Here is a 24,151-nt window from a genome sequence, read left to right on the forward strand (position 1 = left end):
ACTTGCCCACACCAGCGCTGTCCGAGTACTTTCAGTCCTGCTCGCCCGGCATACCGGACATCACACCGGTCCACGCCGTACGCGAAGTGGTGCGCTGGATCGGGTCGATGACCACCGGGAAGACGGTGTCGGCGCCCTTGAGCAGCGCCTGGTCGGGTACCAGCGTCAGCTTGCCCTTCGCGACCTCGATGCCGAGCGGAGCGGCCTTGCCGCCACCGCCTGGTCCCTCAAGTGCCGGCGCCGGAGCGGTCTTCTGCTCTTCCGTGGCGGGCGCGTCGGCCGCCGAGGAGGCCAGGGCCTGGGCAACAGCCTGCGGGCCTTCGGTCCTCGCCGCCGCCTCCAGGACCGCGGACGAGTCCCACATGCCCGGCTTGCCCGCCTCGAAGACCGTGCCACCCACCGCGGCATCCTCGGCCTTGAGGGCACCCGCTGCGTCTTCCTTGACGTTGAGGCCGTCGGTTGTCAGGCCGAGGTCGAGCCTGGCCAGCTGCGGATTCTCCGCGGCCTCGGGCGTCTTGACCACCAGCAGATGACCGAAGCCGTCGGCCTCAGCACGCACCTTCAGGTCGACACCGGGAAGGGCATCGGCGTACGTGGCCGTATCACCCTCGATCTGCGGCGCGGGGAGTTTCCCGTACGGCCAGGTCAGGGCCAGCTCGCGGCCCGCATGACGCATCGTCACGAATGGCTTGTCCGTCTGCCCCGCCGAAAAGGTCAGCTCGACGGTGGAGGCCTTCGGGCCCCAGCTGCCGTCCGCGTGCTTGACCAGCGTCTCGTCGATGTCGACCCATGTGCCGTTGCGAACGGTGCGGATCGGGTTGGTGTACTCGCGGGACGTGAAGGTCCCGTCCGGCTCGGCGAAGATCTCACGCCGCTCGGTGCGCAACCCGAGAACCTCAACGTTCGTGCCACTCTTGCGGGCGGCCGCGAGGGCCTGGTTCTCGGTCTGCACCGGCGCGGTGGAGGCCACCGCCGCCTGCTCGTCCGCCGTGCCGCCGGGCTGCTGCTGCAGTCCGGCCAGGCCCGCCGTCAGCACGGCGCCGGCCGCCACGGCAGCCACCGAGGCACGCAGCGCGAGGCTGCGCCGTATTCGTCTGGACACGCGTCCACTCTCCATGTCGTTCATCGCGGTCAGCGGACTGTGGCGCCGAAGGCGACACCGTCGGTCGGGAGGCCGCCCTCACCGGGCTTCCAGGTCTGGGTGGGGGCGCCGCCGGAGGGTGCGTCGATCATGTGGAGCTGGTATTCGGTCTCGCCGACGAAGACGCGGGGCAGCTTGCCTCCCAGTCGGCCGAGGACTCCCCGGAGCGCCCCGGTCTGGACCTCCAGGGCCGCCTCCGTGGAAGGATCTCGCGCACCGATCAATCCGCGCTGCCGTCGGCTCCGAATCACCCGGAGAACCGATGAGCGACCAGGGAGGAAGCCCGCGTGAAAGAAGCCGTGTACATCAGCGCAGCGCCCTCGGCCGGGCCCGATCTCCAGGAGCTCCTGGGGATGGTCGCGCGAGGCGATCAGGACGCGTTCGCCAAGGTGTACGACGTGGTCGGCGGGCCGGTCCTCGGGGTCGTACGGGGCGTGCTGCGCGATCCCGCCCAGTCGGAGGAGGTCGCGCAGGAGGTGCTGGTCGAGGTGTGGCGCACCGCCCCCCGGTTCCGGGCCGCCCGCGGCAGCGCGATGAGCTGGGTGCTGACGCTGGCCCATCGCCGGGCCGTGGACCGGGTCCGCTCGGCCGAGGCGTCGGCGGCCCGTGAGCACAGGGCCGCGCTGCTGGACCGGACGCCCGCCTTCGACGAGGTCACCGAGCAGGTCGAGAGCCGACTGGAACGCGAACAGGTCCGCCGCTGCATGCGCACGCTCTCCGAGGTGCAACGGCAGTCCGTGGACCTCGCCTACTACCGGGGGCTGACGTATCGCGAGGTGTCGGAGCTGCTCTCCGTACCGCTCGGGACGGTCAAGACGCGACTGCGCGACGGACTGATCCGATTGCGCGACTGTCTCGGGGTGGGCACGTGAACACCGCCGAACCGCACACACTGACCGGGGCGTACGCGCTGTGGGCCCTGCCGGAGGCCGAGCGACGGGACTTCGAACGGCATCTCGGCGGCTGCGAGCCCTGCGCCGTGGAGGTGCGCGCGCTGTCGGAGACCGCCACCCGACTCGGGCTCGCGATGGCCCGCACACCACCGCCCGAGCTTCGCGAACGGGTGCTGCGGGAGATCACGACCGTAGGGCAGGAATCTCCGTCGAACACCCCGCCGACGCGCACCACCGAGGACGCTGCGAACCGGGCCGGCCGGGGGCCGGGGGTCGCCCTCGCCGCGTGTCCGGCGGCCGATGACGGCTTCGGCGGGATCGCCGTGCGGCAGGACCGGGAGGCGCGGACCGCCCGGGCGGACGCCCGTACCGCACAGCTGCAGAACTCACAGCCGGCCCGGGTCCTGGCGGCGCCGGACGCCGATGCCGAATGCAGCCATCGGGTGCCTGACCAATCCGCCCGGCGCCCGGCGACGAATCCTGGTTGTGACTGAAGACCGAGAAGATTCGCAGCAGGCCGCAGCGGCACGGCCGCGGCGATCCCGCTGGGCACGTACCGCCCTCGCCGCGCTCAGCGGTCTGATCGCCGGGTTCTGCGCCCTGGCCGTCGCCGAACTGGTCGCTGCTGTCGTACGCCCGGAGGCAGGCCCGGTCACGGCAGTAGGGAGTGCGGTGATCGACCGCACTCCCCCGGCCGTGAAGGAGTTCGCCGTACAGAATTTCGGCACTGCCGACAAGCTGGTGCTCCAGCTCGGGATCCTGGTTCTCCTGGCGCTCTTCGCGGTGGTGGTCGGCGTGCTGGCACTGCGGCACCGATGGCTCGGTTCCGCCGCCGTCCTGGTCTTCGGCCTGGTCGGGGCGGTGGCGGCGGCAGGGCGCCCGGAAGGCGCAGCTGCCGACGCGCTGCCTTCGGTGGTGGGCGCCGTGGTGGCTGCGGGGGTGCTGTATCTCCTGGCCGGACGGCTCGCACCGGTTCCGCCTCCCTCTCCCGCGGCCGGGGAGAAGGAGACGGAGGGATACGACGCCTTCGACCGCCGCGGCTTCGTCGTCGCGGCGACCGCGGCGGCGGCGGCCTCGGCGGGCGCGGGAGTTCTGGGCCTGCGGCTCACCTCCTCCGTCCAGTCCGGGGCCACCGCTTCCCGTCACAACCTGGTCCTCCCCGTACCGGAATCCGCGGCACCGGCCATTCCCCCGGGCGCCGATCTGAGGGTCCGGGGACTGAGTTCCTTCATCACCCCGAACAAGGACTTCTACCGGGTGGACACGGCACTGGTCGTACCACGCGTCAATGCCGGCACATGGCGGCTGAAGATCCACGGCAAGGGGGTTGCGCGGCCACTGGAGGTGACCTTCCAGGACCTGCTGCGCCGCGAGATCATCGAGCGCGACATCACCCTGGCCTGCGTGTCCAACGAGGTCGGCGGCCCCTACGTCGGCAACGCCCGGTGGATCGGCGTACGGCTGGCCGATCTGCTGCGCGAGGCCGGGGTGCGGCCGCCGTCGAAGGGCGGTCCCGCCGACCAGATCGTCGCGCGTTCCGTCGACGGCATGACGATCGGCACCCCGGTCGAAACGGCCATGGACGGACGCGACGCGATGCTCGCCTTCGGGATGAACGGCGAGCCGCTGCCCTTCGAGCACGGCTTCCCGGTCCGGATGGTCGTTCCCGGCCTGTACGGGTACGTCTCGGCCTGCAAGTGGATCAAGGACATCGAACTCACCACGTTCGCCGCGTACGACGCCTACTGGGTCACACAGTCCTGGGCCCAGCAGGCGCCCATCAAGACCGAGTCACGGATCGACACCCCACGCCCCTTCTCCTCCCTGAAGGCCGGCACGGTGCCGGTGGCCGGGGTGGCCTGGGCCCAGCACCGCGGTATCTCGCGGGTCGAGGTCCGGGTGAACGGCGGGCCGTGGCACCCGGCCCGGCTGGCCGCCGCGGACAATCGGGACACCTGGCGCCAGTGGGTGTGGGAGTGGCCCGCCACATCCGGCAATCACGCCCTCGAGGTCCGCGCCACGGACGGAACCGGCGCCACCCAGACCGGCGAACACGCCGGCACCGTGCCCAACGGCGCGACGGGCTGGCACTCGGTAACGGTCGACGTGTCCTGAACGGGACACCCGGGAGATCGCCCACGACCGGGTGGACCCGGCCGGGCAGTTGGAGCGTGCCTCGCACATCGCGGTTCCCACCGACATTCACGCACCCCGAACCTGCACATAAGGGCCAGATAAGCGCAGAATGTCATAGAGGGCCGCTTTTCCCACAAAACGGCGGCCAGGTCTGCAGGAGCGAAGGAGACGAATCCATGTCAAACCTCTCGCACACCGGCCGTGACATCGCCAGTCACCCCGATGTTTCCGAAATGCGCGATCGCTATGCGCGAGTGCTCGGTGACCGTGACGTGGCCCTCGTGGACGCGCCGGTGTTCCTCGTCGGTCTCTATTGCGCCATCTCGCCCTGGGTGATTGGCTTCCCGACGAGCCAGCCCGCCCTGGTGGCACACAACCTGATCATGGGTATCGCCATCGCCGTGCTGGGCCTCGGATTCACCGTCATGCCGGACCGGATGTACGGGCTGAGCTGGGCCATCTGCGCCATGGGCGCCTGGGTGATCGCCTCGACGTGGGTGGTCGGCAGCAGCCCCGGCCTCGGCGTCATCCTGAACAACGTCATCATCGGCGGTCTGACCCTGCTGCTGGGCCTGATCTGCGCGGGCGTGTCGATGAAGAGCGGCACGCGCGGCAAGCGCACCGTCTGAAGAAAGCACCGTCGGCCGGCCCGCACGCAGCGGACCGGCCGACGACGAACGGACCCGTCACCCCACGGAGCTGTACGCCACGACCCCACGCAACACCGCGTCCACCGCCTTACGCGCACTCCGCGCCACCGAACTCCCCTCCCGCGGAGCCGCAGCCGCGATCTGTCCCAGCACGTCGATCACCTGCTTGCACCACCGCACGAAGTCCCCGGCCGGCATCTCCACCTCGCCCAGCACCTCGTCCAGCGACCGCCCGGACGCCCACATGTAGACCGCCCAGGCGAACCCCAGATCAGGTTCGCGCTGGCCGACCCCCTCCGCCTGGTTGATCTTGAAGTCCTCCTCCAGGGCATCGAGCCTGCCCCAGATCCGGACCATCTCGCCCAGTGCGGCCTTCGCGGGCCCCGACGGCAGCTTCGGCGCCACCGCGTCATCGGCCTGCCGCGCCTCGTACACCAACGCCGAGACGCACGCCGCGAGTTCGGCCGGGTTCAAGCCCTCCCACACCCCGTCCCGCAGGCATTCGCTCGCCAGCAGATCAAGCTCGCCGTAGAGCCGTGCGAGGCGCTGTCCGTGCTCGGTGACCTCGTTGCCCCGCAGGTAGTCGAGCTCGGTGAGCAGGGCGACGATCCGGTCGAAGGTGCGGGCGATGGTGTTCGTCCGCCCCTCGATCCGCCGCTCCAGCTGCTTGGTGTCACGCTGCAGCCGGTGGTACCGCTCGGCCCATCGCGCATGGTCCTCACGCTCGTCGCACCCGTGGCAGGGGTGTGCGCGCAACGCCGCCCGGTAGCGGGCGATCTCCCGGTCGTCGGCCGCGGGGGACCGATCCCTGCGGTGCCGCTCCGGCGCTATGTGCCCGGCCTTCGTCCGCAGCGCGGACGCCAGATCGCGGCGCGACTGCGGCGAGCGCGGGTTGAACGACTTCGGCACCCGCATCCGCTCCAGCGCCTCCACCGGAACGGGGAAGTCGATCGAGGCGAGCCTCTTGACCTGCCGCTCGGCGGTCAGCACCAACGGCCTTGGCCCGTCGTGGTATTCGAGCCCGCGGTGCCCGTGCCCATTGGTCCGTCCGCCCGGCAGCCCCGGGTCGAGGACCAGCGCCAGTCCGGCGAACTTGCCGGTGGGCACGTGGATGACGTCGCCGGGCTTGAGCTTCTCCAGGGACGCCGCCGCGGCGGCCCGCCGCTGCGACGCGCCCTGCTTGGCGAGCTCGGTCTCCCGGTCCTTGAGGTCGCGGCGCAGCCGCGCGTACTCCTCGAAGTCACCGAGGTGGCACGTCATGCCCTCCCGGTAACCCGCCAGCCCCTCCTCATTGCGCTGGACCTGCCGGGAGATCCCGACCACCGACCGGTCGGCCTGGAACTGCGCGAAGGAGGTCTCCAGCAGCTCGCGCGAGCGGTGCCGCCCGAACTGATGCACCAGGTTGACGGCCATGTTGTACGAGGGCCGGAAGCTGGACCGCAGCGGATACGTCCGCGTACCCGCGAGTCCGGCCAGCGCGCCCGGATCCATGCCGCGCTGCCACAGCACCACCGCATGGCCTTCGACGTCGATCCCACGCCGTCCGGCCCGCCCGGTCAACTGGGTGTACTCGCCGGGGGTGATGTCGGCGTGCTGTTCGCCGTTCCACTTGACGAGCTTCTCCAGCACGACGGAGCGTGCGGGCATGTTGATGCCGAGGGCGAGCGTCTCCGTCGCGAACACGGCCTTGACGAGCCCTCGCACGAAGAGCTCCTCCACGACTTCCTTGAACGTGGGCAGCATGCCGGCGTGGTGCGCGGCGATGCCACGCTCCAGTCCCTCGAGCCACTCGTAGTAGCCGAGGACATGGAGGTCCTCGCCGGGGATGGACGCCGTCCGCTCCTCGACGATCTCGCGGACCAGCCGTCGCTTGGCCTCGTCGTTGAGCCGTAGTCCGGCATGCAGACACTGCTGCACGGCGGCTTCGCAGGCGGCCCGGCTGAAGATGAACGTGATGGCGGGGAGCAGCCCTTCGGCGTCCAGCCGGTCGATGACCTCGGGCCTGGACGGGGTCCAGATCCGGCTGCGCTCGCGGCGCTCGCGCTCGCGGTCCGCCTCGCGGACCATCTTTCCGCGGCGGCGTTCACGCGGGTTGTACCCCCGCTGGTTCTCCATCCGGGCGAGCCGGACCAGGTCGGGGTTGACCTCGCGGCGGCCGCTGCCGCGGCCGCCGTGGTCGGTCTCCTCCTCGAAGAGGTCGTATATCCGGCGGCCCGCCAGCACGTGCTGCCAGAGCGGCACGGGGCGGTGTTCGGAGACGATGACCTCGGTGTCACCGCGGACGGTGTCCAGCCAGTCACCGAACTCCTCGGCGTTGGACACGGTCGCCGACAGTGACACCAGGGTCACGGAGTCCGGGAGGTGAATGATCACTTCCTCCCAGACGGCGCCCCGGAAGCGGTCGGAGAGGTAGTGCACCTCGTCCATTACCACGTAGCCCAGGCCGCGCAGCGTCTGCGAGCCCGCGTACAGCATGTTCCGCAGCACTTCGGTGGTCATGACGACCACCGGGGCGTCGCCGTTGACGCTGTTGTCGCCGGTCAGCAGGCCGACCTTGTCCGGTCCGTAGCGCTTGACCAGATCGGCGAACTTCTGGTTGGACAGGGCCTTGATGGGGGTGGTGTAGAAGCACTTGCGGCCCTGCGCGAGCGCGAGGTGCACGGCGAATTCGCCGACGATCGTCTTGCCCGAGCCGGTCGGAGCGGCGACGAGCACCCCCTTGCCCGCCTCCAGCGCCTCACATGCCTCGATCTGGTAGGGGTCCAGATCGAACTCGTACAACTCGCGGAAGGGCGCGAGTGCGGTGGCCAGCTCGGCGGCGCGGATCCGAGAAGCCTGGTATCGCTCAGCTGGTGAGAGGTCCTCTGTCATCTTGCATACGAGCCTACCCGCCGTCTCCGACAGTGACGCGATCTTTAAATACCGCCGGGAGAACCCGGTGCGAGCACCCTCACCGCGCCTGGTACGCAGGTGGCGGTGAGCGGCAGTGCGCCGAGTTGTTCACCGTCCGCGTACGCCGTGACACCGGCCGCGGCCAGCTCGATCGAGGAGACCCGGTGCGAGGTGACGTCGGGGTGGCCGAGGTGCGTTCCCTTGTAGACGCGGGGAAAGACCTTGAGGAGTGTGGTGCGGCTGCAGTCCCCGACGACGGTCACGTCGAAGAGGCCGTCGTCCATGACGGCGTCCGCGCAGATCCGCATGCCTCCGCCGTACGTCGATCCGTTGCCGACGGCGATGAGCGTCGCCTCGACCTCTTGGACCGGTCCGCCGTCCAGCCTGATGCGGTACGGGATCGGTTTGAACGCGGCGAGTTCGGCGAGGATCGCGAGGTCGTACTTGAACCGGCCGCCGACCCAGCGCATCTGGTTGCCGCGGTCGTTGACCCGGGAGTCGAAGCCGGAGGCGAGCACGGACCCGAACCACCGCTCGCCGACCCGGCCGAGGTCGATCTCGCGGACCGCCCCGCCCTTGAGCGCCCGGGCGGCGAGCCGTCCGGCCGCGGCCGGATCCCGTATCGGCACCCCGAGCGCGCGGGCGAAGTCGTTACCGGTGCCCACGGCGACGACCCCGAGCGGGGTCTCCGTTCCGGCCACGGCCTGCAGGGCGAGGGACATCATGCCGTCCCCGCCCACCGCTATCAGCGCACCGGTGCCGCCCGCGACGGCCTCCCGTGCCCGCCGCAGGGCGTCGGCCGCGTCCTCGCCGAGCACCGTACGCACGGAGAATCCGGCGTCCCGCAACGCGGAAGCGGCCGGCTGCGCGGCACGCGCGCCCCGGCCGCGTCCCGCGGTGGGATTGACGAAAAGGGTGATCTCGCTGGTCACCCGGGGACCCTACAAGGTCAGGTGATGTCGTCGTAACCGTTGATCCGGTCACGGTCCGAGCTCGCCTGGGTGGGCAACGACCGGGCGGACGAGACCGGTTCGATCTCATCGATGGCCTCGGGGGTGAGGTCCAGCTCCGACGCCTCGTCGTCCGCCGGTCCCGCTGCCGCGAGCTGCGCCCTGCGGCGGTCGTTGAGGAGCGAGATCGCCGTGGCCACGAAGTAGAGCACCCAGATCGGTCCGGCGAGCGCCAGCATGGTCAGCGGGTCGGTACTGGGGGTGGCCAGCGCGGCGAAGACCGTGATGCCCATGATCATGCCCCGCCACCAGCCGAGCATCCGCTTGCCGGTGATGACCCCGCCGAAGTTCAACATGACGAGCAGCAGAGGCAGCTCGAAGGAGAGCCCGAAGACCACCACCATGCGTGTGATCAGATCCAGCAGGTCGTCCAGCGGCAGCTGGTTGTCCAGTCCGGCCGGCGAGAAGTCCAGGAGCACCCGGGCCATCGTGGGCAGGGTCTTGTACGCGAAGAAGCCACCGGCGAGGAAGAGCGGGAACCCGGCGCCGACGAAGGCGAGCGAGTACTTCCTCTCGTGCTTGTGCAGCCCCGGGGCGACAAAGGCCCACAGCTGGTAGAGCCAGATCGGCGAGGAAAGGACGACGCCCGCCATCAAGGAGACCTTGAGGGCAAGGGTGAACGGGGTGAGCAGACCGTTCAGGACGATACGCGCGCACGTACCGTCGTCCTTCTTGGCGAGCTCGGCGAAGCTGGACTCGCAACCGACCGCCTTCAGTACGGGGTCGGTGAAGAACTCGATGATCCCCTTGTAGAAGAACGCGGCCACGATCGTGACGACGACGATTCCGAGCAGACCCTTGGTCAGCCGGTTACGAAGCTCACGCAGGTGCTCCACCAAGGGCATGCGCCCCTCGGGGTCCGTCTCCTGCTTGCGGGCAGACTTGAGCAACCCACGTCCTCATCTCGTGCAGCAGGCCGTCACCGATCGCGGCGCCTGCGTCGGCCCGTTTCTTGTCAGCGCTTGGTCGAGTCGGTCGGCTCGGCGACCGGACGCGAACTCGTCACGTCACCGGGCGCGGCCTTGATGGTGCGCGGTGTGGCCTGGTCCTGGGCGGCGGTGTCGTTCGCCGGTTCGGCCGGGGTGGCCGACGGGCTGCCCTCGGACTTCATGGCCTTGGCTTCGCTCTTGAGGATGCGGGCCGACTTGCCGAGCGAGCGAGCCATGTCAGGAAGCTTCTTCGCGCCGAACAGCAGAACAATGACGACGAGGATCAGGATGATCTCGGGAGCGCCGAGCCTTCCGAACATATGCGTGTACCTTCTCACCGAGGCAGCAGGGGTGGGGCGGATCGAACGTCGGACGGACGCCCGATCGTCGTACTGTCAGCGATCGTATCCCGCAGGAGTAAACGCAGGGCAATACCCATGCGTCCTTGCGATTACGGCCCATGCCTCGCTCTCAGGGCCGCTTGAGCAGCGTACCCCCCGAATCCGGGAAACTGGAGGCCACATCGGTTCCGTTCGATCGTCCCTGCTCACAGTCGCGCAGCGGCACGGAACCCAGGGCCTTTCGTTTGAATCACGCCGGGCTCGCGTGCCCCGGTGCCTGATCCGGCCTGATCCGAACGAAAGACCCTAGCGCAACGCTTCACCGGTGGCGGCAAGGTCCGTCGCGGCGCGTTCGAGGTCCTCCGCCGCCCGGTTGATGCGCTGGGTGGTTCGCGTCACCTGGCGCCCCAGGCGCTGGGCCTCGACGAAGACCTTGACGGCCAGCACGCCCAGGACGGCGATCCCGAGGAATCCCAGGGCGATGGCGAGCATGGGCCAGAACATGCGCAGAGCCTCGATGTGTCTAGGTGTCCGGTGTTCTAAAGGCTGGTGTGGAGGCGCAGCGTCCGCACCCCGCCACCGGTGAGGAGCTCGACTATCCGCTCCCCGGCGGGTTTACGGACGGCCGCGCCGCACTCGGGGCAGGTGAAGGAGTAGAACGTCGTCCGGCGGCTGGCGCCCACGGCGAGCCGGATCGCGCCCGCCGCCAGCTCGAACCGCTCGCGACAGTCCGGGCAGGCGGCCTTGAACCGTACGGACTCGGGCACCAGCACGGTCGGCACACCCGACACCACGGACATGTTGCTCATATCTCTCAAATCTCCGCTCAGGCCGGGCCGTCGTAGGCTGCGAGCGCCGCGCGGGCCGCCTGCTGTGCGCTCCGCGCGAGTTCCGGTGGGGAGACGATGCGCCCTTCCCCTCCGAGCCGCAGCGCGAGCCTGCGCAGCGAGGCCGGATCGGGGGTGCGCAGGGTGATCCGCAGCCCGCCGTCGGGCAGTTCCTCGGCGCTGTCGTGCGGGTAGTACTCGGCGACCCACCGGCCGCCGGGCCCCACCTCGACCACGACCTCCGGGTCCTCGGCCGCCGGCTGGACGAGCCCTTCGGACAGATCCCGCAGTTCCAGCTCGGGCGGCGCGGCCGGCTCGTCCAGCAGCCGGATCTCGGCGACCCGGTCGAGCCGGAACGTACGCCGGTCCTCGGAGGACCGGCACCAGGCCTCCATGTACGTGTGCCCCACGGCGAACAGCCGGATCGGGTCCACCTCGCGCTCGGTCAGTTCGTCGCGCGCGGGCGAGTAGTAGCGCAGCCAGAGTCGGCGCCGCTCGGAGATCGCCCGGTCGACATCGGCGAAGACACCGCCCTCGGACTCGAAGGTGACCGAGAGCCGCGAGCTCGCCGCGCCCACCTCGCCGGCCGCCGTCTCCAGCTTCGCGGTGGCCCGCAGCAGCGCCTGCCGGTCGCTCTCGCGCAGCCCCGGCAGCGTGGCCACGGCGCGGGCGGCGACCAGGAGCGCGGTCGCCTCGTCGGCCGCGAGCCGCAGCGGCTCCGCGACATCGTCCGGGTTGTGCCACCAGATGCGGTCGCCGTCGGTGTCGATGTCCAGCAGATCACCGCCGCGGAAGCTCGTACCGCACATGGGCAGCACATCGAGGTCCGAGATCAGCTCGTCCTCGGTGATCCCGAAGGCGCGGGCGACGTCCTGGACATGGGCGCCGGGGCGTTCCCGCAGATACGTCACCAGGGAGAGCATCCGGCGGGTCTGGTCGATCGCGTTCGTGGCCATGAATGGGTCCCCTCAGTCCTTGGCCACGGCGCGCAGCCGGTCCACCACATCGGCCCGCAGATCGGCGGGTTCCCGTACGACGACGTCCGGACCGAACTCGACGAGCCAGGCGTCCAGGCCGTGTCCGTACGGAATCTCCAACTCGTCCCACCCGTCCCCGAGTTCCCGGACCGATATGGCGCGCGAGCGCAGCGGGTATCCGGCACCGGTCCGCAGCCTGATCAGCGCGGTCCGGGTCGCCGTCTCCCCCGCCCAGCTCTCGACGGTCTCGCGGACGGTGACGACGTCGGGCACCTCGGCGGTGAACGCCCCGGCCCGGGAGCGGACCCGGCCGGTGATCCGGGAGAGCCGGAACACCCGCTCGGCGCCGCGGTCCCGGTCCCAGCCGGCCAGATACCAGTGGCCGCGCCAGCATTCCAGCGTCCACGGCTCGACCTGGCGCTGCTCGGGCCGGGCGGCGTTGGCCTTGCGGTAGTCGAAGGTCACCGGGCGGCGGTCCCGGCAGGCCAGCATCAACGGTTCGAACGCGGCCTCATGAACGGGGATACGGGGTTCGAGGGCGCTGTGCACCTCGTAGGCGTCCTCGGCCTCCGGCATGCCCGCGGCCCGCAGCTTCTGCAGTGCGCCGCTGGCGGCACCGGCCAGCCGCGCCTGCTGCCAGACCTTGGCGGCCAGTCCGAGGGCGGCGGCCTCCTCGGCGTCCAGCGTGATCGGGGGCAGCCGGTTGCTGTCGCGGCGGGCGAGATATCCCGTGTCGCCGTCCAGGTTCTCCACGGTCTCGATGACCAGACCGAGCTCGCGCAGATCGTCCTTGTCGCGCTCGAACATCCGGTTGAAGGCGTCGTCGGAACCGGCCTCCAGATAGGCCTCGATGGAGCCGCGCAGCTCGCGCTTGCTCAGCGGGCGCCGGGTCCCCAGCAGACACAGAGCCAGGTTCATCAGCCGCTCGGCCTTGGCAATCGCCATCGACGCCCTTTCTGTTTTGCTCTACGACCGTCGACCGTACCGCTCCGCGGTGTCCGGACAAAAGCGAGGGCCCGTGCCCCCAGGCACGGGCCCTCGTAGCGCACGGATGCGGATCAGACGGCGACCAGGTCGCAGACGAAGATCAGGGTCTCGCCGGGGGCGATACGGCCGCCACCGGCGCCGCGGTCGCCGTACGCGAGGTGCGCGGGGATGGTCAGCTGGCGACGGCCGCCGACCTTCATGCCCTGCACGCCCTGGTCCCAGCCGGAGATGACCTGGCCGGCACCGAGCTGGAACTGCAGCGGGGTGCCGCGGTTCCAGGAGGCGTCGAACTCCTCGCCGGTGGAGAAGGCCACGCCCACGTAGTGGACGGAGACGGTGGCGCCCGCCTCGGCCACCGCGCCGTCGCCTTCCCAGATGTCCTTGATCTCCAGGTCGGCCGGCGGCTCGCCACCCGGGAAGTCGATCTCGGGCTTCTCGATGCTCACTGACTTGCTCCTCTTACTGATGAACTGGGCAACCGGGACAGTCTTACATCTTCGCCAGGATGTCCACGGCGAAGACCAGCGTGGACTTCGCCGGAATCGTCTGCTGCGCCTTGTCGCCGAACCCCTGGTCCGGCGGGATGACGAGGAGCACGCGGCTGCCGATCTTCTTGCCGACCAGGCCGTTCTTGAGCCCCTTCAGGGTGACCTGGGCGAGGGGGAAGGTCTGCGTCTTGCCCGTGCTGTAGGTGCTGTCGAACGTCTTGCCGTCCTTCCACAGCAGCGCCACGTAGTTCACGACGACGCTGTCGGTGTCCTTCACCACGTCGCCCTTGGACTCCAGGATGTAATTGGAGACGAGCTTCTTCGGCGGGTCGCTCTTGGTCGGGATCGTGACCTTGGGGGCCTTGCCGTCCGTGTTGGTGCCGACCTTCGGCAGGTCGATGTTGTCCTGGGCGACCTCGGTGCCCTTGGCGGACGCCGGGATCTGTGTCGCCTTCAGAACGTCGACGACGAAGACGAGCGTGGCGTTCGGCTTGATGTCGCCCTGGCCCTGCGCTCCGTAACCGAGTTCCGGCGGGATGACCAGCTCTACCCGGCTGCCGACCTTCTTGCCGACGAGGCCCTTGTCCCAGCCCTGGATCACCATGCCGGCGCCGAGGGTCAGGTCAAACGGCTGCTTGCGGTCGAAGCTGTTGTCGAACGGCTTGTCGGAGTCCCAGGCCTGGCCGAGGTAGTTGACCTGGATCGCGTCGCCGTTCTTGAGCGTGGCGCCGTCGCCCTCGCTGACGACTCTGGTCTTCAGCTCCTTGGGCGGGTTCCCGGTCCCCTTGGCCAGGGTGGGCTTCTCGCCGAACTTCGCGCCCGCGGTGATCGCGGGGAACCCGTCCTTGGACGCGGCGGAAGGGGAAACGGATTCGGAAGCGGAGCCCTTTTCGTTACCGCAGGCTGCTGTCACCAGCAACAGGGGGACGACAAGAAGGCCGGCAAGTCGGCGCACTGGTTCCTCAGATCTCAGACGGCACAGTTGGTTGAGTCCCCGACACTCTAGGGCGTACGCAGGGCCCCGTACGAGGAACGTACGGGGCCCGCGTCGCGTCGGAGTCCGGGAATTCCTGTCGCCGGCTCACATACCCGCGATCAGCTTCTCCACTCGGTCGTCCACCGAACGGAAGGGGTCCTTGCACAACACCGTGCGCTGCGCCTGGTCGTTGAGCTTGAGATGGACCCAGTCGACGGTGAAGTCCCGCCGCTGCTCCTGGGCCCTGCGGATGAAGTCCCCGCGCAGCCGCGCCCTGGTCGTCTGCGGGGGCACGGACTTGCCCTCGAAGATCTTCAGGTCGTTGCAGACCCGGGCGGCCTGCCCCTTGCGCTCCAGCAGGTAGTACAGGCCGCGACGGCGGTGGATGTCGTGGTACGCGAGGTCTATCTGGGCGACCCGCGGGTGCGACATCGTCATGTTGTGCTTGGCGCGGTACCGCTCGATGAGCTTGTACTTCATCACCCAGTCGATCTCGGTCTCGATCCGGTCGAGGTCCTCGGCCTCGATCGCGTCGAGCGTACGGCCCCACAGCTCCAGGACCTGGGCGACCGTTCCGGTGCGAATGCCGCGGCGGTCGACGAAGTCGACGGCCTTCTCGTAGTACTCGCGCTGCACCTCGATGGCGGATGCCTCACGGCCGCTGGCCAGGCGCACCTTGCGCTGTCCCGTGGTGTCGTGACTGACCTCGCGGATCGCCCGGATCGGGTTCTCCAGCGTCAGATCCCGCATCACAGTGCCCGCCTCGATCATGCGGAGCACCAGATCGGTGGCGCCGACCTTGAGCAGCATCGTCGTCTCGGACATGTTGGAGTCACCGACGATGACGTGGAGGCGGCGGTACCGCTCCGCGTCGGCGTGCGGTTCGTCACGCGTGTTGATGATCGGGCGGGAGCGGGTCGTCGCGGAGCTGACGCCCTCCCAGATGTGCTCGGCACGCTGGCTGACGCAGTAGACGGCGCCCCGCGGGGTCTGCAGCACCTTGCCCGCGCCGCAGATCAGCTGCCTCGTGACGAGGAAGGGAATGAGGATGTCCGCGAGCCGGGAGAATTCTCCGTGCCGCGCCACGAGATAGTTCTCATGGCATCCGTAGGAGTTTCCCGCCGAGTCGGTGTTGTTCTTGAAGAGATAGACGTCGCCCGCGATTCCCTCCTCGTGCAGGCGGCGTTCGGCGTCGACGAGCAGACCTTCGAGAATGCGCTCGCCGGCCTTGTCGTGGGTGACCAGCTCGGTCAGGTTGTCGCATTCGGGGGTTGCATATTCCGGATGCGATCCCACGTCGAGGTAGAGGCGGGCGCCGTTCCGCAGAAAGACATTGCTGCTGCGGCCCCATGACACAACACGGCGGAAGAGGTAGCGCGCCACTTCATCAGGAGACAGTCGGCGCTGTCCCCTGAACGTGCACGTGACGCCGTACTCGTTCTCCAGCCCGAAAATGCGGCGGTCCATGACTGAACATTACGCCTGATGGCCTGAGCTGAAACCGGGTTCGACAGCACCGTTTCGATCATTTTCCGATCCCCGTACAGCAACTGCCTCACGCCCGGGAGCTGCGAGGACCCCTCCCGTGGCCAGCAGAACCAGCAGCGCCGCCACCCCACCGGCCCCCGCGACGGCGAAGCTCCACGTCGTGCCGCCCAGTTCGACGGCCGGGCCCGCCACGGCCGTTCCCGCCGCCGCGCCCACCCCGAACGTCGTCACGAGCCAGGAGAACGCCTCCGTCACCGTGCCCCGCGGAGCATGCCGGTCGACCACGATGAACGAGCATGCGATCGCGGGCGCCAGGAAGACTCCGGCCACTGCCGACAGAGCGGTCATCGCGACCACTCCCGGGGTCAGCATCAGCGGCAGATAGCCGAGCGCCAGCAGTGCGACGATGACCCGCAGCCGGCGTTCCGGAGCCCCGGCCCACTGCCGCGCCCCGTACACCGCGCCACCCACCAGCGCACCCAGCCCCAGCGCGGCCATCAGCCAGCCGTACACCGACTCCCGGCCGTGGTCGTCGGCGTACGCCACCCCGGCCACCGTGATGGAACCGAGCGCGAGCCCGACGAAGAAGAACGAACCGAGCAGCGCCAGCAGCCCCGGCGAACGCAGCGCACCCAGCCAGTGCGCCTCCCGGGGCGCCGAACGCCAGGCGCGGGACGGCTCCGAGAGGACGACGGAGAGCGCCCCGAGGACGCCTATCGCGTTGATGACCAGCAGCGCGGCGGCGGGCGACCAGAGGGAGACGAGCAGCGTCACCAGCAGCGGGCCCACGGTGAACATGACTTCCTGGGCGACGGCGTCCATCGCGTACGCCCGGTGCACCCGGTCCTCACCGCCCAGGACACTCGGCCACAGGGCCCGCAGACCGCCTTCCAGCGGCGGGGTGAAGACTCCGGCCACCACCACCGCGCCGTAGGCCAGCGGCAGCGACCCGAGGCCCACCAGGGCCAGCAGCGCCATGCCCAGCGCCGACACCACGGCGGCCGGGAGCTGGACGCGTGGCTGGCCGTACAGATCCACGGCGCGGCCCAGCAGCGGCTGCCCGACCGCGGTGGACAGTCCGTACACGGCCGCGAGCACGCCGGCGAGGGTGTAGCTGCCGCCCTCGGCCCGGGTGAACAGCACGATCGCGATGTGGGCGGTGCCGCTCGGCAGCCGCCCCACCAGGGTCCCCGTCAGCAGTCGGGCGGCATGCCGCGCCCGGAGGATGTCCAGATATCCCGCGGCCATGTCCCGCCCCTCTCCTCCGGGCACTTTCGGGCACCTGAAGTTTTACGTATAACGTCGAGGTTCATACGTACCATGTGCCCAGTCCGCAGGTCCACCTCACGGTGCCTGCCCCGTCCGGCCCGGAGGCCCGAGTGACCAGCGCACCGCAGTCGCGTCCCGCCCCGCCCCGGCCCACCAGCCGCGATGTCGCGCGGGCCGCCGGGGTCTCGCAGGCCACCGTCTCCCTCGTGCTGGGCGACAAATGGCACGGCCGGGTCTCCGGGGCCACCGCCGAACGCGTACGGCAGGCCGCCCGCGGTCTCGGCTACCAGCCCAACCTCGCCGCCCGCAGCCTCCGCCTCGGCCGCACCAGGACCGCGCTGCTCGTCGTCCCCGCGCTCACCAGCGAGTTCTTTGCGCGCGTCTACACCGGAGCCGCCGCGGTCGCCGCCGAGCACGGCTTCGGGGTCGTCCTGTACCCGTCGCCCGAGGGCATCGGCCCGGCCAGGGATCCCTTCGCCTCGGCGCGCGCCTCGCTCGACGGGGTGATCGCCTCGTCCATGGCCGCCGGAGCCCTCGACGCGCTGCGCGGCGCCGGTCTGCCGCTGGTCATGCTCGACAGCGACCCGGCGGACACCGGTGTCGCGGCCCGGGTCAACCTCGACATCGCCGACGGCATGCGGCAGATCGCGGACCATCTGCTCGCGCTCGGCCATCGCCGCTTCGTCCACCTCGCGTCGGCCATCGACTCCTGGACCTTCGCCGCCCGTGCCCGGGCCCTCCACGACGCGCTGGAGGCGGTGCCCGGCACCTGCGTGCGGACCGTCGCGGCGACGCTCGACGTCCCGGCGGGCCGCGAGGCCACCCAGCGGGCGCTGGCCGCCCCCGGCCCCCGGCCCACCGCCCTCGTCTGCGACGACGACATCCTCGCCGCGGGCGCCTGCAAGGCCGCCCGCAGACTCGGGCTCCGTGTCCCCGACGACCTCTCCGTCACCGGTTTCGACGATCTGGCCCTGGCCACGGCCGTCGAACCGGAGCTCACCACCGTGCAACTGCCCGCCGAGCAGGTCGGCGAACGCGGCATGGCCGCCCTGCTGGCGGTCCTGGACGGCCGCCCGGCCGAGCCCGGCAGCCTGCCCGTGCGGCTGGTGGTGCGCGGCTCCTCGGCGCCCCCGCCCGCGGACGGCCCGCGGACATGACGGTGCCCCGGCCCGCCGGAAGGGGCGGACCGGGGCACCGTGAGAACTACTCCACGTCCCCACCGGAATCGGTGGAATCGGTGGACTTGGTGATGTCCGTCGTGCTCGCGGGAGACCCGGATTCCTCGCCGTCCTCGATGTCGGACGGGGCGTCCGTCGGCGCGGCGCCGCCGTCCGCCTCCAGCAGCCGTGCCAGCTGCCGGCCGACGATCCGCTTGAACTTCCGCTGCTGCGGCCTCGTACGGTCCAGGACCGCGACCTCGAGCCGCTCCGCGGGGATCTCCCGCTCGCTGCCGTTGGGATCGCGGGAGAGCGCCTGCACGGCCAGCTTGAGCGCCTCGGCGAGTGTCATCCCGTCCCGGTGCCGCTGGTCCAGGAAGGTACTGATCTGCTCGGCGTTCCCGCCGACGGCGACCGAGCCGTGCTCGTCGACGATCGAGCCGTCGTGCGGCAGCCGGTAGATCTGGTCGCCCTCGGGCTCGGTACCCACCTCGGCGACCACCAGCTCCACCTCGTACGGCTTCTCGGCCGCACTGGAGAAGATGGTGCCCAGCGTCTGCGCATAGACGTTGGCCAGCCCACGGGCCGTCACATCGTCACGGTCGTAGGTGTATCCGCGCAGATCGGCGTAGCGCACACCGCCGATGCGGAGATTCTCGTACTCGTTGTACTTGCCGGCGGCGGCGAAACCGATCCGGTCATAGATCTCGCTGAACTTGTGCAGCGCACGGGACGGGTTCTCGCCGACGAACACAATGCCGTCGGCGTACTGCAGCACAACCAGGCTGCGACCACGGGCGATGCCCTTCCGGGCGTATTCCGCCCGGTCGGCCATGGCCTGCTGAGGTGAGACATAGAACGGCGTCGACACCGGTTATCCGTCCCTTTCTGTCAGTGACGAGTGCATCGGAGAATCCCCGGGATCCGGATCAGAGCAGCGCGGCGCGCGGGCCGTCGGGCTGTTCCATCCGGCGCTCCAGGATCGACCGCGCGATGTCGGAGGATTCCGCATCGGTGAGCCTCCGGAAGCCCTCGTCGGTGATGACGGTGACGATCGGATAGATCCGCCGGGCCACATCGGGACCGCCGGTCGCCGAGTCGTCGTCCGCGGCGTCGTACAGCGCCTGCACGACCAGGGTGAGCGCCTCCTGCTCCGTCAGGTCCTCGCGGTAGAGCTTCTTCATCGACCCGCGGGCGAAGATCGACCCGGAGCCGGTGGACGCGTATCCCTGCTCCTCGGAGCGGCCACCGGTGACGTCGTACGAGAAGATCCGGCCCTTCTCGCGGTCGACGTCGAAGCCGGCGAAGAGCGGAACCACGGCGAGGCCCTGCATGGCCATGGCCAGATTGCTGCGGATCATCGTGGAGAGCCGGTTCGCCTTGCCCTCCAGGGAGAGCTGGGCCCCCTCGACCTTCTCGAAGTGCTCCAACTCCAGCTGGAAGAGCTTGACCATCTCCACGGCGAGCCCGGCCGTACCGGCGATGCCCACCGCCGAATACTCGTCGGCCGGGAAGACCTTCTCGATGTCGCGCTGCGCGATCATGTTGCCCATGGTCGCCCGCCGGTCGCCGGCCAGGACCACGCCGCCGGGGAACGTCGCCGCGACGATGGTCGTCCCGTGCGGCGCCTCGATGGCCCCCTGGAGGGGCGGCAGGCTCCGGTTGCCCGGAAGCAGCTGGGGAGAATGGTCGGACAGGAAATCCATGAACGAAGAGGATCCCGGCGTCAGGAAGGCAGCTGGTAGACGCCCGGTGCTACGAGTGTTGGCTTCCACGCGTTTCCCTCCAGGTATGCGACGGCCCTGCGCAAGGTGTCAGGATCGTCTCCCAACGTGCCGATGGCCGATTTGCAGTTGATGCGGTTACGCCACGGACCCTACCCGTCCCGTGGCAGTGATCCACATGAACTGCGGGGGCAGCCGCACCGCGCACGTGGTGCCCGCTTGTGGACGCGCGGCACGGGCAGACCTCGCCCGCACCGCGCACGCCTCGCCACTCCCCCGCGTTCACATCTGTGAACTACTGTCCACCCTTTTGGACAAATGACCTCACGAAGTCTTCCGCGTTCTCCTCCAGGACATCGTCGATCTCGTCCAAGACGGAGTCCACGTCGTCGCTCAGCTTCTCCTGGCGCTCCTTGAGGTCCTCGGACGCCTGCGCGTCCTGCGCCTGCTCCTCGACCTCCTCCGTGGAACGCGTCGCCTTCTGCTGTCCGCCGCCGGTGTCCTTGGTCGCCATATAGCTCACCCCGCTCGGTTCGAAGCACTTGATCAGACCCTACCCACGGGGTCCGACATTGGCCCGGTAGTTGTCTCAACGTCCGGGGGTCATCCCGATGTTTCCCCGATCGCGGCCCTTTCAGCCGCCCGACAGCACCTGGACCAGCTCTTCCGCCGTGCGGCAGCGGTCCAGGAGCTCCTTGACGTGATTACGGGTGCCCCGCAGCGGTTCCAGGGTGGGCACCCGCTGCAGCGAGTCATGGCCCGGCAGATCGAAGATGACCGAGTCCCAGGAGGCCGCGGCCACGTCGTCGGCGTACTGCTCCAGGCAGCGGCCGCGGAAGTAGGCCCTGGTGTCCTCCGGAGGCCCCGTACGGGCCTTCTCGACGTCGCGGTCGTCCAGCAGGCGCTTCATCTTGCCGCGGGCCGCCAGACGGTTGTACAGGCCCTTCTCGGCCCGTACGTCGGCGTACTGGAGATCCACCAGGTGGAGCCGCGCCGCGTCCCAGTCCAGGCTGTCGCGGCGGCGGTAGCCCTCCATGAGTTCCCGCTTGGTGATCCAGTCGAGCTCGCCGGACAGGCTCATCGGATCGTTCTCCAGTCGGTTGAGGGTGTCCTCCCAGCGGACCAGGACGTCCTTGGTCTGCTCGTCGGCGTCCGCCCCGTACCGTTCCTCGACGTACTTGCGGCCCAGCTCGAAGTACTCCATCTGAAGCTGTACCGCGGTGAGCGTACGCCCGCTGCGCAGCGTGATCAGGTGCTTCAGCGTCGGGTCGTGGGAGACGTGGTGCAGCGTGCGCACCGGCTGGTCGACCGCGAGATCGACGTTGATGAAGCCGTCCTCGATCATGGAGAGGACCAGGGCGGTGGTGCCGAGCTTGAGGTAGGTGGAGATCTCCGAGAGGTTCGCGTCGCCGATGATCACATGGAGCCGGCGGTACTTCTCCGCGTCGGAGTGCGGTTCGTCGCGGGTGTTGATGATGGGGCGCTTGAGGGTGGTCTCCAGGCCGACCTCGACCTCGAAATAGTCGGCGCGCTGACTGATCTGGAAGCCGTGCTCGTGACCGTCCTGACCGATTCCTACGCGTCCCGCGCCGGTGACCACCTGGCGGGAGACGAAGAACGGGGTCAGATGGCGCACGATGTCGGAGAAGGGGGTTTCCCGCTTCATCAGGTAGTTCTCGTGCGTGCCGTACGAGGCGCCCTTGTTGTCGGTGTTGTTCTTGTAGAGGTGGATCGGCTGGGCGCCGGGCAGCTGGGCCGCGCGCTCGGCCGCTTCGGCCATGATGCGTTCGCCGGCCTTGTCCCAGAGGACCGCGTCCCGCGGATTGGTGACCTCCGGGGAGCTGTATTCGGGGTGCGCGTGGTCGACGTAGAGGCGGGCCCCGTTGGTGAGGATGACGTTGGCGAGGCCGATGTCCTCGTCGGTGAGCTGGCTGGAGTCCGCGGTCTCGCGGGCAAGGTCGAAACCTCGCGCGTCCCGCAGCGGGTTCTCCTCCTCGAAGTCCCAGCGGGCGCGGCGCGCCCGGTGCATCGCCGCCGCGTAGGCGTTGACGATCTGGGACGAGGTGAGCATGGCATTGGCGTTGGGGTGGCCGGGGACGGAGATCCCGTACTCCGTCTCGATGCCCATTACTCGCCGTACGGTCATGCGGCCCTCCTTGCCCGGCGGCGCTCCCTTGAGGGGCGGCGCTCAAGTACCGCTGCTTGTCGGTGCGCGTGCGGTGCCCGTCCACGCACTGCGCGACCGGGCGGTACGCAAGAGCCTAGAGCGCCTCTGTGCTGGTGGGGAGATCAATTACGTCATTGCTGCGGTGTCGTGCGAGCTGTCCGGAAAGCGACCGGCTGCGGATGCCCGGCCGGGCATCCGCAGCCGGTCCGCGTTCTACAGGTACTGCCCGGTATTCGCCACCGTGTCGATGGAGCGACCGGTGTCCGCGCCCTGCTTTCCGGTGACGAGCGTGCGGATGAAGACGATCCGCTCGCCCTTCTTGCCGGAGATGCGGGCCCAGTCGTCCGGGTTCGTGGTGTTCGGCAGGTCCTCGTTCTCCTTGAACTCGTCCACGCATGCCTGGAGGAGATGGGAGACGCGAAGGCCCTTGTGGCCCTGGTCGAGAAAGTCCTTGATGGCCATCTTCTTGGCCCGGTCGACGATGTTCTGGATCATCGCGCCGGAATTGAAGTCCTTGAAGTAGAGGACTTCCTTGTCGCCGTTGGCGTACGTGACTTCGAGGAAGCGGTTCTCCTCGGACTCGGTGTACATCCGCTCGACGACGGACTGGATCATCGCGTGCGTGGCGGCTTCCTTGGAGCCGGTGTGCTCCGCGAGGTCGTCCGCGTGCAGGGGCAGCGAAGGCGTGAGGTACTTCGCGAAGATGTCCTTCGCGGCCTCCGCGTCCGGGCGCTCGATCTTGATCTTCACATCGAGGCGGCCGGGGCGCAGGATCGCGGGGTCAATCATGTCCTCGCGGTTGGAGGCGCCGATGACGATGACGTTCTCCAGGCCCTCGACGCCGTCGATCTCGGCGAGCAGCTGGGGGACGATGGTGTTCTCCACGTCCGAGCTGACGCCGGATCCCCGGGTGCGGAAGAGGGACTCCATCTCGTCGAAGAAGACGATGACCGGGGTACCCTCACTCGCCTTCTCGCGGGCGCGCTGGAAGACCAGGCGGATGTGCCGCTCGGTCTCGCCGACGTACTTGTTGAGGAGTTCCGGGCCCTTGATGTTGAGGAAGTAGCTCTTGCCCGCGGGCTGACCGGTGACTTCGGCGACCTTCTTGGCAAGGGAGTTGGCCACTGCCTTGGCGATGAGGGTCTTGCCGCAGCCTGGCGGCCCGTAGAGCAGGATGCCCTTCGGCGGCCGCAGTTCGTGCTCCTTGAAGAGGTCGGGGTGGAGGTAGGGGAGCTCGACCGCGTCCCGGATCAGCTCGATCTGGTCGCCCAGGCCGCCGATCTTGCTGTAGTCGATGTCCGGTACCTCTTCGAGGACGAGCTCCTCGACCTCGCTCTTGGGGACCACTTCGTAGACGTAGCCGGACCTGGGTTCGAGCAGCAGGGCGTCGCCGGGGCGGATGGTGGCGTCCAGCAGCGGCTCCGCGAGCCGTACCACCCGTTCCTCGTCGGTGTGCCCGATGACCAGGGCGCGCTCGCCGTCCTCAAGGATTTCCTTGAGGGTGACGATGTCCCCGGCCCGCTCGAATTCCATGGCGTCGACCACGTTGAGCGCCTCGTTGAGCATGACTTCCTGGCCGCGCCGGAGGTCGTCGAGCTCGACGCTGGGGCTCACATTCACCCGAAGTTTCCGGCCTCCGGTGAAGATGTCGCAGGTGCCGTCCTCATTGCCCTGCAAGAACACACCGAAGCCGGCCGGCGGCTGTGCGAGCCGGTCGACCTCTTCCTTGAGGGCCACGATCTGGTCGCGGGCCTCGCGGAGCGTGTTGGCGAGCCGCTCGTTCTGCGCGGACACGCCTGCCAGGTTGGTCTGCAACTCGACGATCCGCTCTTCGAGAATCCTCGTATGGCGCGGAGAGTCGGCGAGCTTACGTCGCAGGACGGCGATTTCCTGCTCGAGATAGGCGACCTGGCCGGCTGGGTCTTCGGACCCCCGCCCGGGCCGGATGCCGCGGTTGATGTCGTCGTCGTGGGCTGCCACGGTCCTCACCTCCTCCAAGGGGAGCTGGACGCTTCCTGACCCTACCTGCGTGGGTGATGATTGAAACCCCTAGATCACAAAGACTGCGGGGCGTGTCCGATCTTCACCCTTGCGTTCCC

23 protein-coding genes and 2 pseudogenes are annotated in these 24,151 nt (G+C 69.2%); 5 read left to right on the plus strand and 20 right to left on the minus strand.

The genetic code is table 11. From position 1 onward, the window contains the following. Positions 1-31: 31 nt before the first annotated feature. Together OH735_RS06635 and OH735_RS06640 are read right to left on the minus strand one after the other, a co-directional pair. The gene (locus tag OH735_RS06635) at positions 32-1,102 is read right to left on the minus strand and encodes a hypothetical protein (RefSeq protein WP_406380268.1); all 1,071 of its coding nucleotides are present in this window, start codon (positions 1,100-1,102) and stop codon (positions 32-34) included. Between the two features lie 29 nt (positions 1,103-1,131). Beyond that, positions 1,132-1,365: a hypothetical protein gene (locus OH735_RS06640; protein WP_406380270.1), complete on the minus strand. Its 234-nt coding sequence runs from the start codon at positions 1,363-1,365 to the stop codon at positions 1,132-1,134. Positions 1,366-1,428: 63 nt separating this feature from the next. Here OH735_RS06640 and OH735_RS06645 point away from each other — a divergent pair, with 63 nt between their 5' ends. From OH735_RS06645 to OH735_RS06660, 4 genes and pseudogenes are all read left to right on the plus strand, one after another. Then, entirely contained in the window at positions 1,429-2,013 is a 585-nt protein-coding gene (locus OH735_RS06645; RefSeq protein WP_406380271.1) for a sigma-70 family RNA polymerase sigma factor, read from the plus strand. After that, positions 2,010-2,456 (plus strand): annotated as a pseudogene (locus tag OH735_RS06650) (zf-HC2 domain-containing protein); the annotation flags it as partial. The gene OH735_RS06645 and the pseudogene OH735_RS06650, both read left to right, overlap by 4 nt. Positions 2,457-2,520: 64 nt before the next feature. Then, a complete protein-coding gene (locus tag OH735_RS06655; RefSeq protein ID WP_406380273.1) occupies positions 2,521-4,149 on the plus strand; it encodes a molybdopterin-dependent oxidoreductase in 1,629 nt (542 codons plus the stop codon). Between the two features lie 197 nt (positions 4,150-4,346). Then, complete coding sequence (locus tag OH735_RS06660) at positions 4,347-4,799, plus strand: SPW repeat protein (protein WP_406380275.1); 453 nt, start codon at positions 4,347-4,349, stop codon at positions 4,797-4,799. Between the two features lie 57 nt (positions 4,800-4,856). On the opposite strand, the gene OH735_RS06665 is transcribed toward OH735_RS06660, so the two are convergent. From OH735_RS06665 to OH735_RS06720, 12 genes are all read right to left on the minus strand, one after another. Next, on the minus strand, positions 4,857-7,691 hold the full coding sequence (locus tag OH735_RS06665; protein WP_406380277.1) for a DEAD/DEAH box helicase: 2,835 nt from the start codon (positions 7,689-7,691) through the stop codon (positions 4,857-4,859). A 44-nt stretch (positions 7,692-7,735) separates the two neighbouring features. Continuing rightward, a complete protein-coding gene (locus tag OH735_RS06670) occupies positions 7,736-8,644 on the minus strand; it encodes a diacylglycerol kinase (protein WP_406380279.1) in 909 nt (302 codons plus the stop codon). A gap of 17 nt (positions 8,645-8,661) precedes the next feature. Next, positions 8,662-9,612 carry a twin-arginine translocase subunit TatC gene (gene tatC / locus OH735_RS06675; protein ID WP_406380281.1) on the minus strand — a complete coding sequence of 317 codons (951 nt, stop codon included), beginning with the start codon at positions 9,610-9,612 and terminating at the stop codon, positions 8,662-8,664. A 65-nt stretch (positions 9,613-9,677) separates the two neighbouring features. Then, complete coding sequence (tatA, locus tag OH735_RS06680) at positions 9,678-9,971, minus strand: Sec-independent protein translocase subunit TatA (RefSeq protein WP_406380283.1); 294 nt, start codon at positions 9,969-9,971, stop codon at positions 9,678-9,680. A 327-nt stretch (positions 9,972-10,298) separates the two neighbouring features. Next, positions 10,299-10,496, minus strand: coding sequence for a hypothetical protein (locus OH735_RS06685; RefSeq protein ID WP_124718718.1), 198 nt, complete (start codon positions 10,494-10,496; stop codon positions 10,299-10,301). 35 nt (positions 10,497-10,531) lie between these two features. Further along, positions 10,532-10,801, minus strand: coding sequence for a hypothetical protein (locus OH735_RS06690; RefSeq protein ID WP_406380285.1), 270 nt, complete (start codon positions 10,799-10,801; stop codon positions 10,532-10,534). A gap of 17 nt (positions 10,802-10,818) precedes the next feature. After that, entirely contained in the window at positions 10,819-11,775 is a 957-nt protein-coding gene (locus tag OH735_RS06695) for a YafY family protein (protein WP_266745228.1), read from the minus strand. 12 nt (positions 11,776-11,787) lie between these two features. After that, on the minus strand, positions 11,788-12,741 hold the full coding sequence (locus OH735_RS06700) for a helix-turn-helix transcriptional regulator (protein ID WP_406380288.1): 954 nt from the start codon (positions 12,739-12,741) through the stop codon (positions 11,788-11,790). 113 nt (positions 12,742-12,854) lie between these two features. Continuing rightward, on the minus strand, positions 12,855-13,229 hold the full coding sequence (locus tag OH735_RS06705; protein WP_327276141.1) for an FKBP-type peptidyl-prolyl cis-trans isomerase: 375 nt from the start codon (positions 13,227-13,229) through the stop codon (positions 12,855-12,857). Between the two features lie 43 nt (positions 13,230-13,272). Next, positions 13,273-14,226, minus strand: coding sequence for an FKBP-type peptidyl-prolyl cis-trans isomerase (locus OH735_RS06710; protein ID WP_406380290.1), 954 nt, complete (start codon positions 14,224-14,226; stop codon positions 13,273-13,275). Between the two features lie 126 nt (positions 14,227-14,352). Continuing rightward, the gene (pafA, locus tag OH735_RS06715) at positions 14,353-15,714 is read right to left on the minus strand and encodes a Pup--protein ligase (protein WP_093541264.1); all 1,362 of its coding nucleotides are present in this window, start codon (positions 15,712-15,714) and stop codon (positions 14,353-14,355) included. Between the two features lie 9 nt (positions 15,715-15,723). Then, positions 15,724-16,983, minus strand: coding sequence for an MFS transporter (locus tag OH735_RS06720; RefSeq protein WP_406380292.1), 1,260 nt, complete (start codon positions 16,981-16,983; stop codon positions 15,724-15,726). 131 nt (positions 16,984-17,114) lie between these two features. Here OH735_RS06720 and OH735_RS06725 point away from each other — a divergent pair, with 131 nt between their 5' ends. Next, on the plus strand, positions 17,115-18,161 hold the full coding sequence (locus OH735_RS06725; RefSeq protein WP_406380294.1) for a LacI family DNA-binding transcriptional regulator: 1,047 nt from the start codon (positions 17,115-17,117) through the stop codon (positions 18,159-18,161). A gap of 46 nt (positions 18,162-18,207) precedes the next feature. Here OH735_RS06725 and prcA read toward each other — a convergent pair whose 3' ends face one another. The 6 genes and pseudogenes from prcA to arc form a co-directional block, all read right to left on the minus strand. Beyond that, positions 18,208-19,032 (minus strand): proteasome subunit alpha, encoded by an 825-nt coding sequence (gene prcA, locus OH735_RS06730; protein ID WP_406380296.1) that lies wholly within the window; start codon positions 19,030-19,032, stop codon positions 18,208-18,210. A gap of 58 nt (positions 19,033-19,090) precedes the next feature. After that, a complete protein-coding gene (gene prcB, locus OH735_RS06735) occupies positions 19,091-19,936 on the minus strand; it encodes a proteasome subunit beta (protein WP_406380298.1) in 846 nt (281 codons plus the stop codon). After that, positions 19,888-20,084 (minus strand): annotated as a pseudogene (locus tag OH735_RS06740) (endonuclease domain-containing protein); the annotation flags it as partial. The pseudogene OH735_RS06740 and the gene prcB, both read right to left, overlap by 49 nt. Positions 20,085-20,180: 96 nt before the next feature. Beyond that, a complete protein-coding gene (locus OH735_RS06745) occupies positions 20,181-20,399 on the minus strand; it encodes a ubiquitin-like protein Pup (RefSeq protein ID WP_016325855.1) in 219 nt (72 codons plus the stop codon). Positions 20,400-20,519: 120 nt separating this feature from the next. Continuing rightward, the gene (gene dop, locus OH735_RS06750) at positions 20,520-22,031 is read right to left on the minus strand and encodes a depupylase/deamidase Dop (RefSeq protein WP_406380300.1); all 1,512 of its coding nucleotides are present in this window, start codon (positions 22,029-22,031) and stop codon (positions 20,520-20,522) included. Between the two features lie 234 nt (positions 22,032-22,265). After that, complete coding sequence (gene arc, locus OH735_RS06755) at positions 22,266-24,032, minus strand: proteasome ATPase (protein ID WP_406380301.1); 1,767 nt, start codon at positions 24,030-24,032, stop codon at positions 22,266-22,268. Positions 24,033-24,151: the final 119 nt, after the last annotated feature.

Source organism: Streptomyces sp. NBC_01618 (assembly GCF_045209435.1).
Lineage (GTDB): Bacteria > Actinomycetota > Actinomycetes > Streptomycetales > Streptomycetaceae > Streptomyces.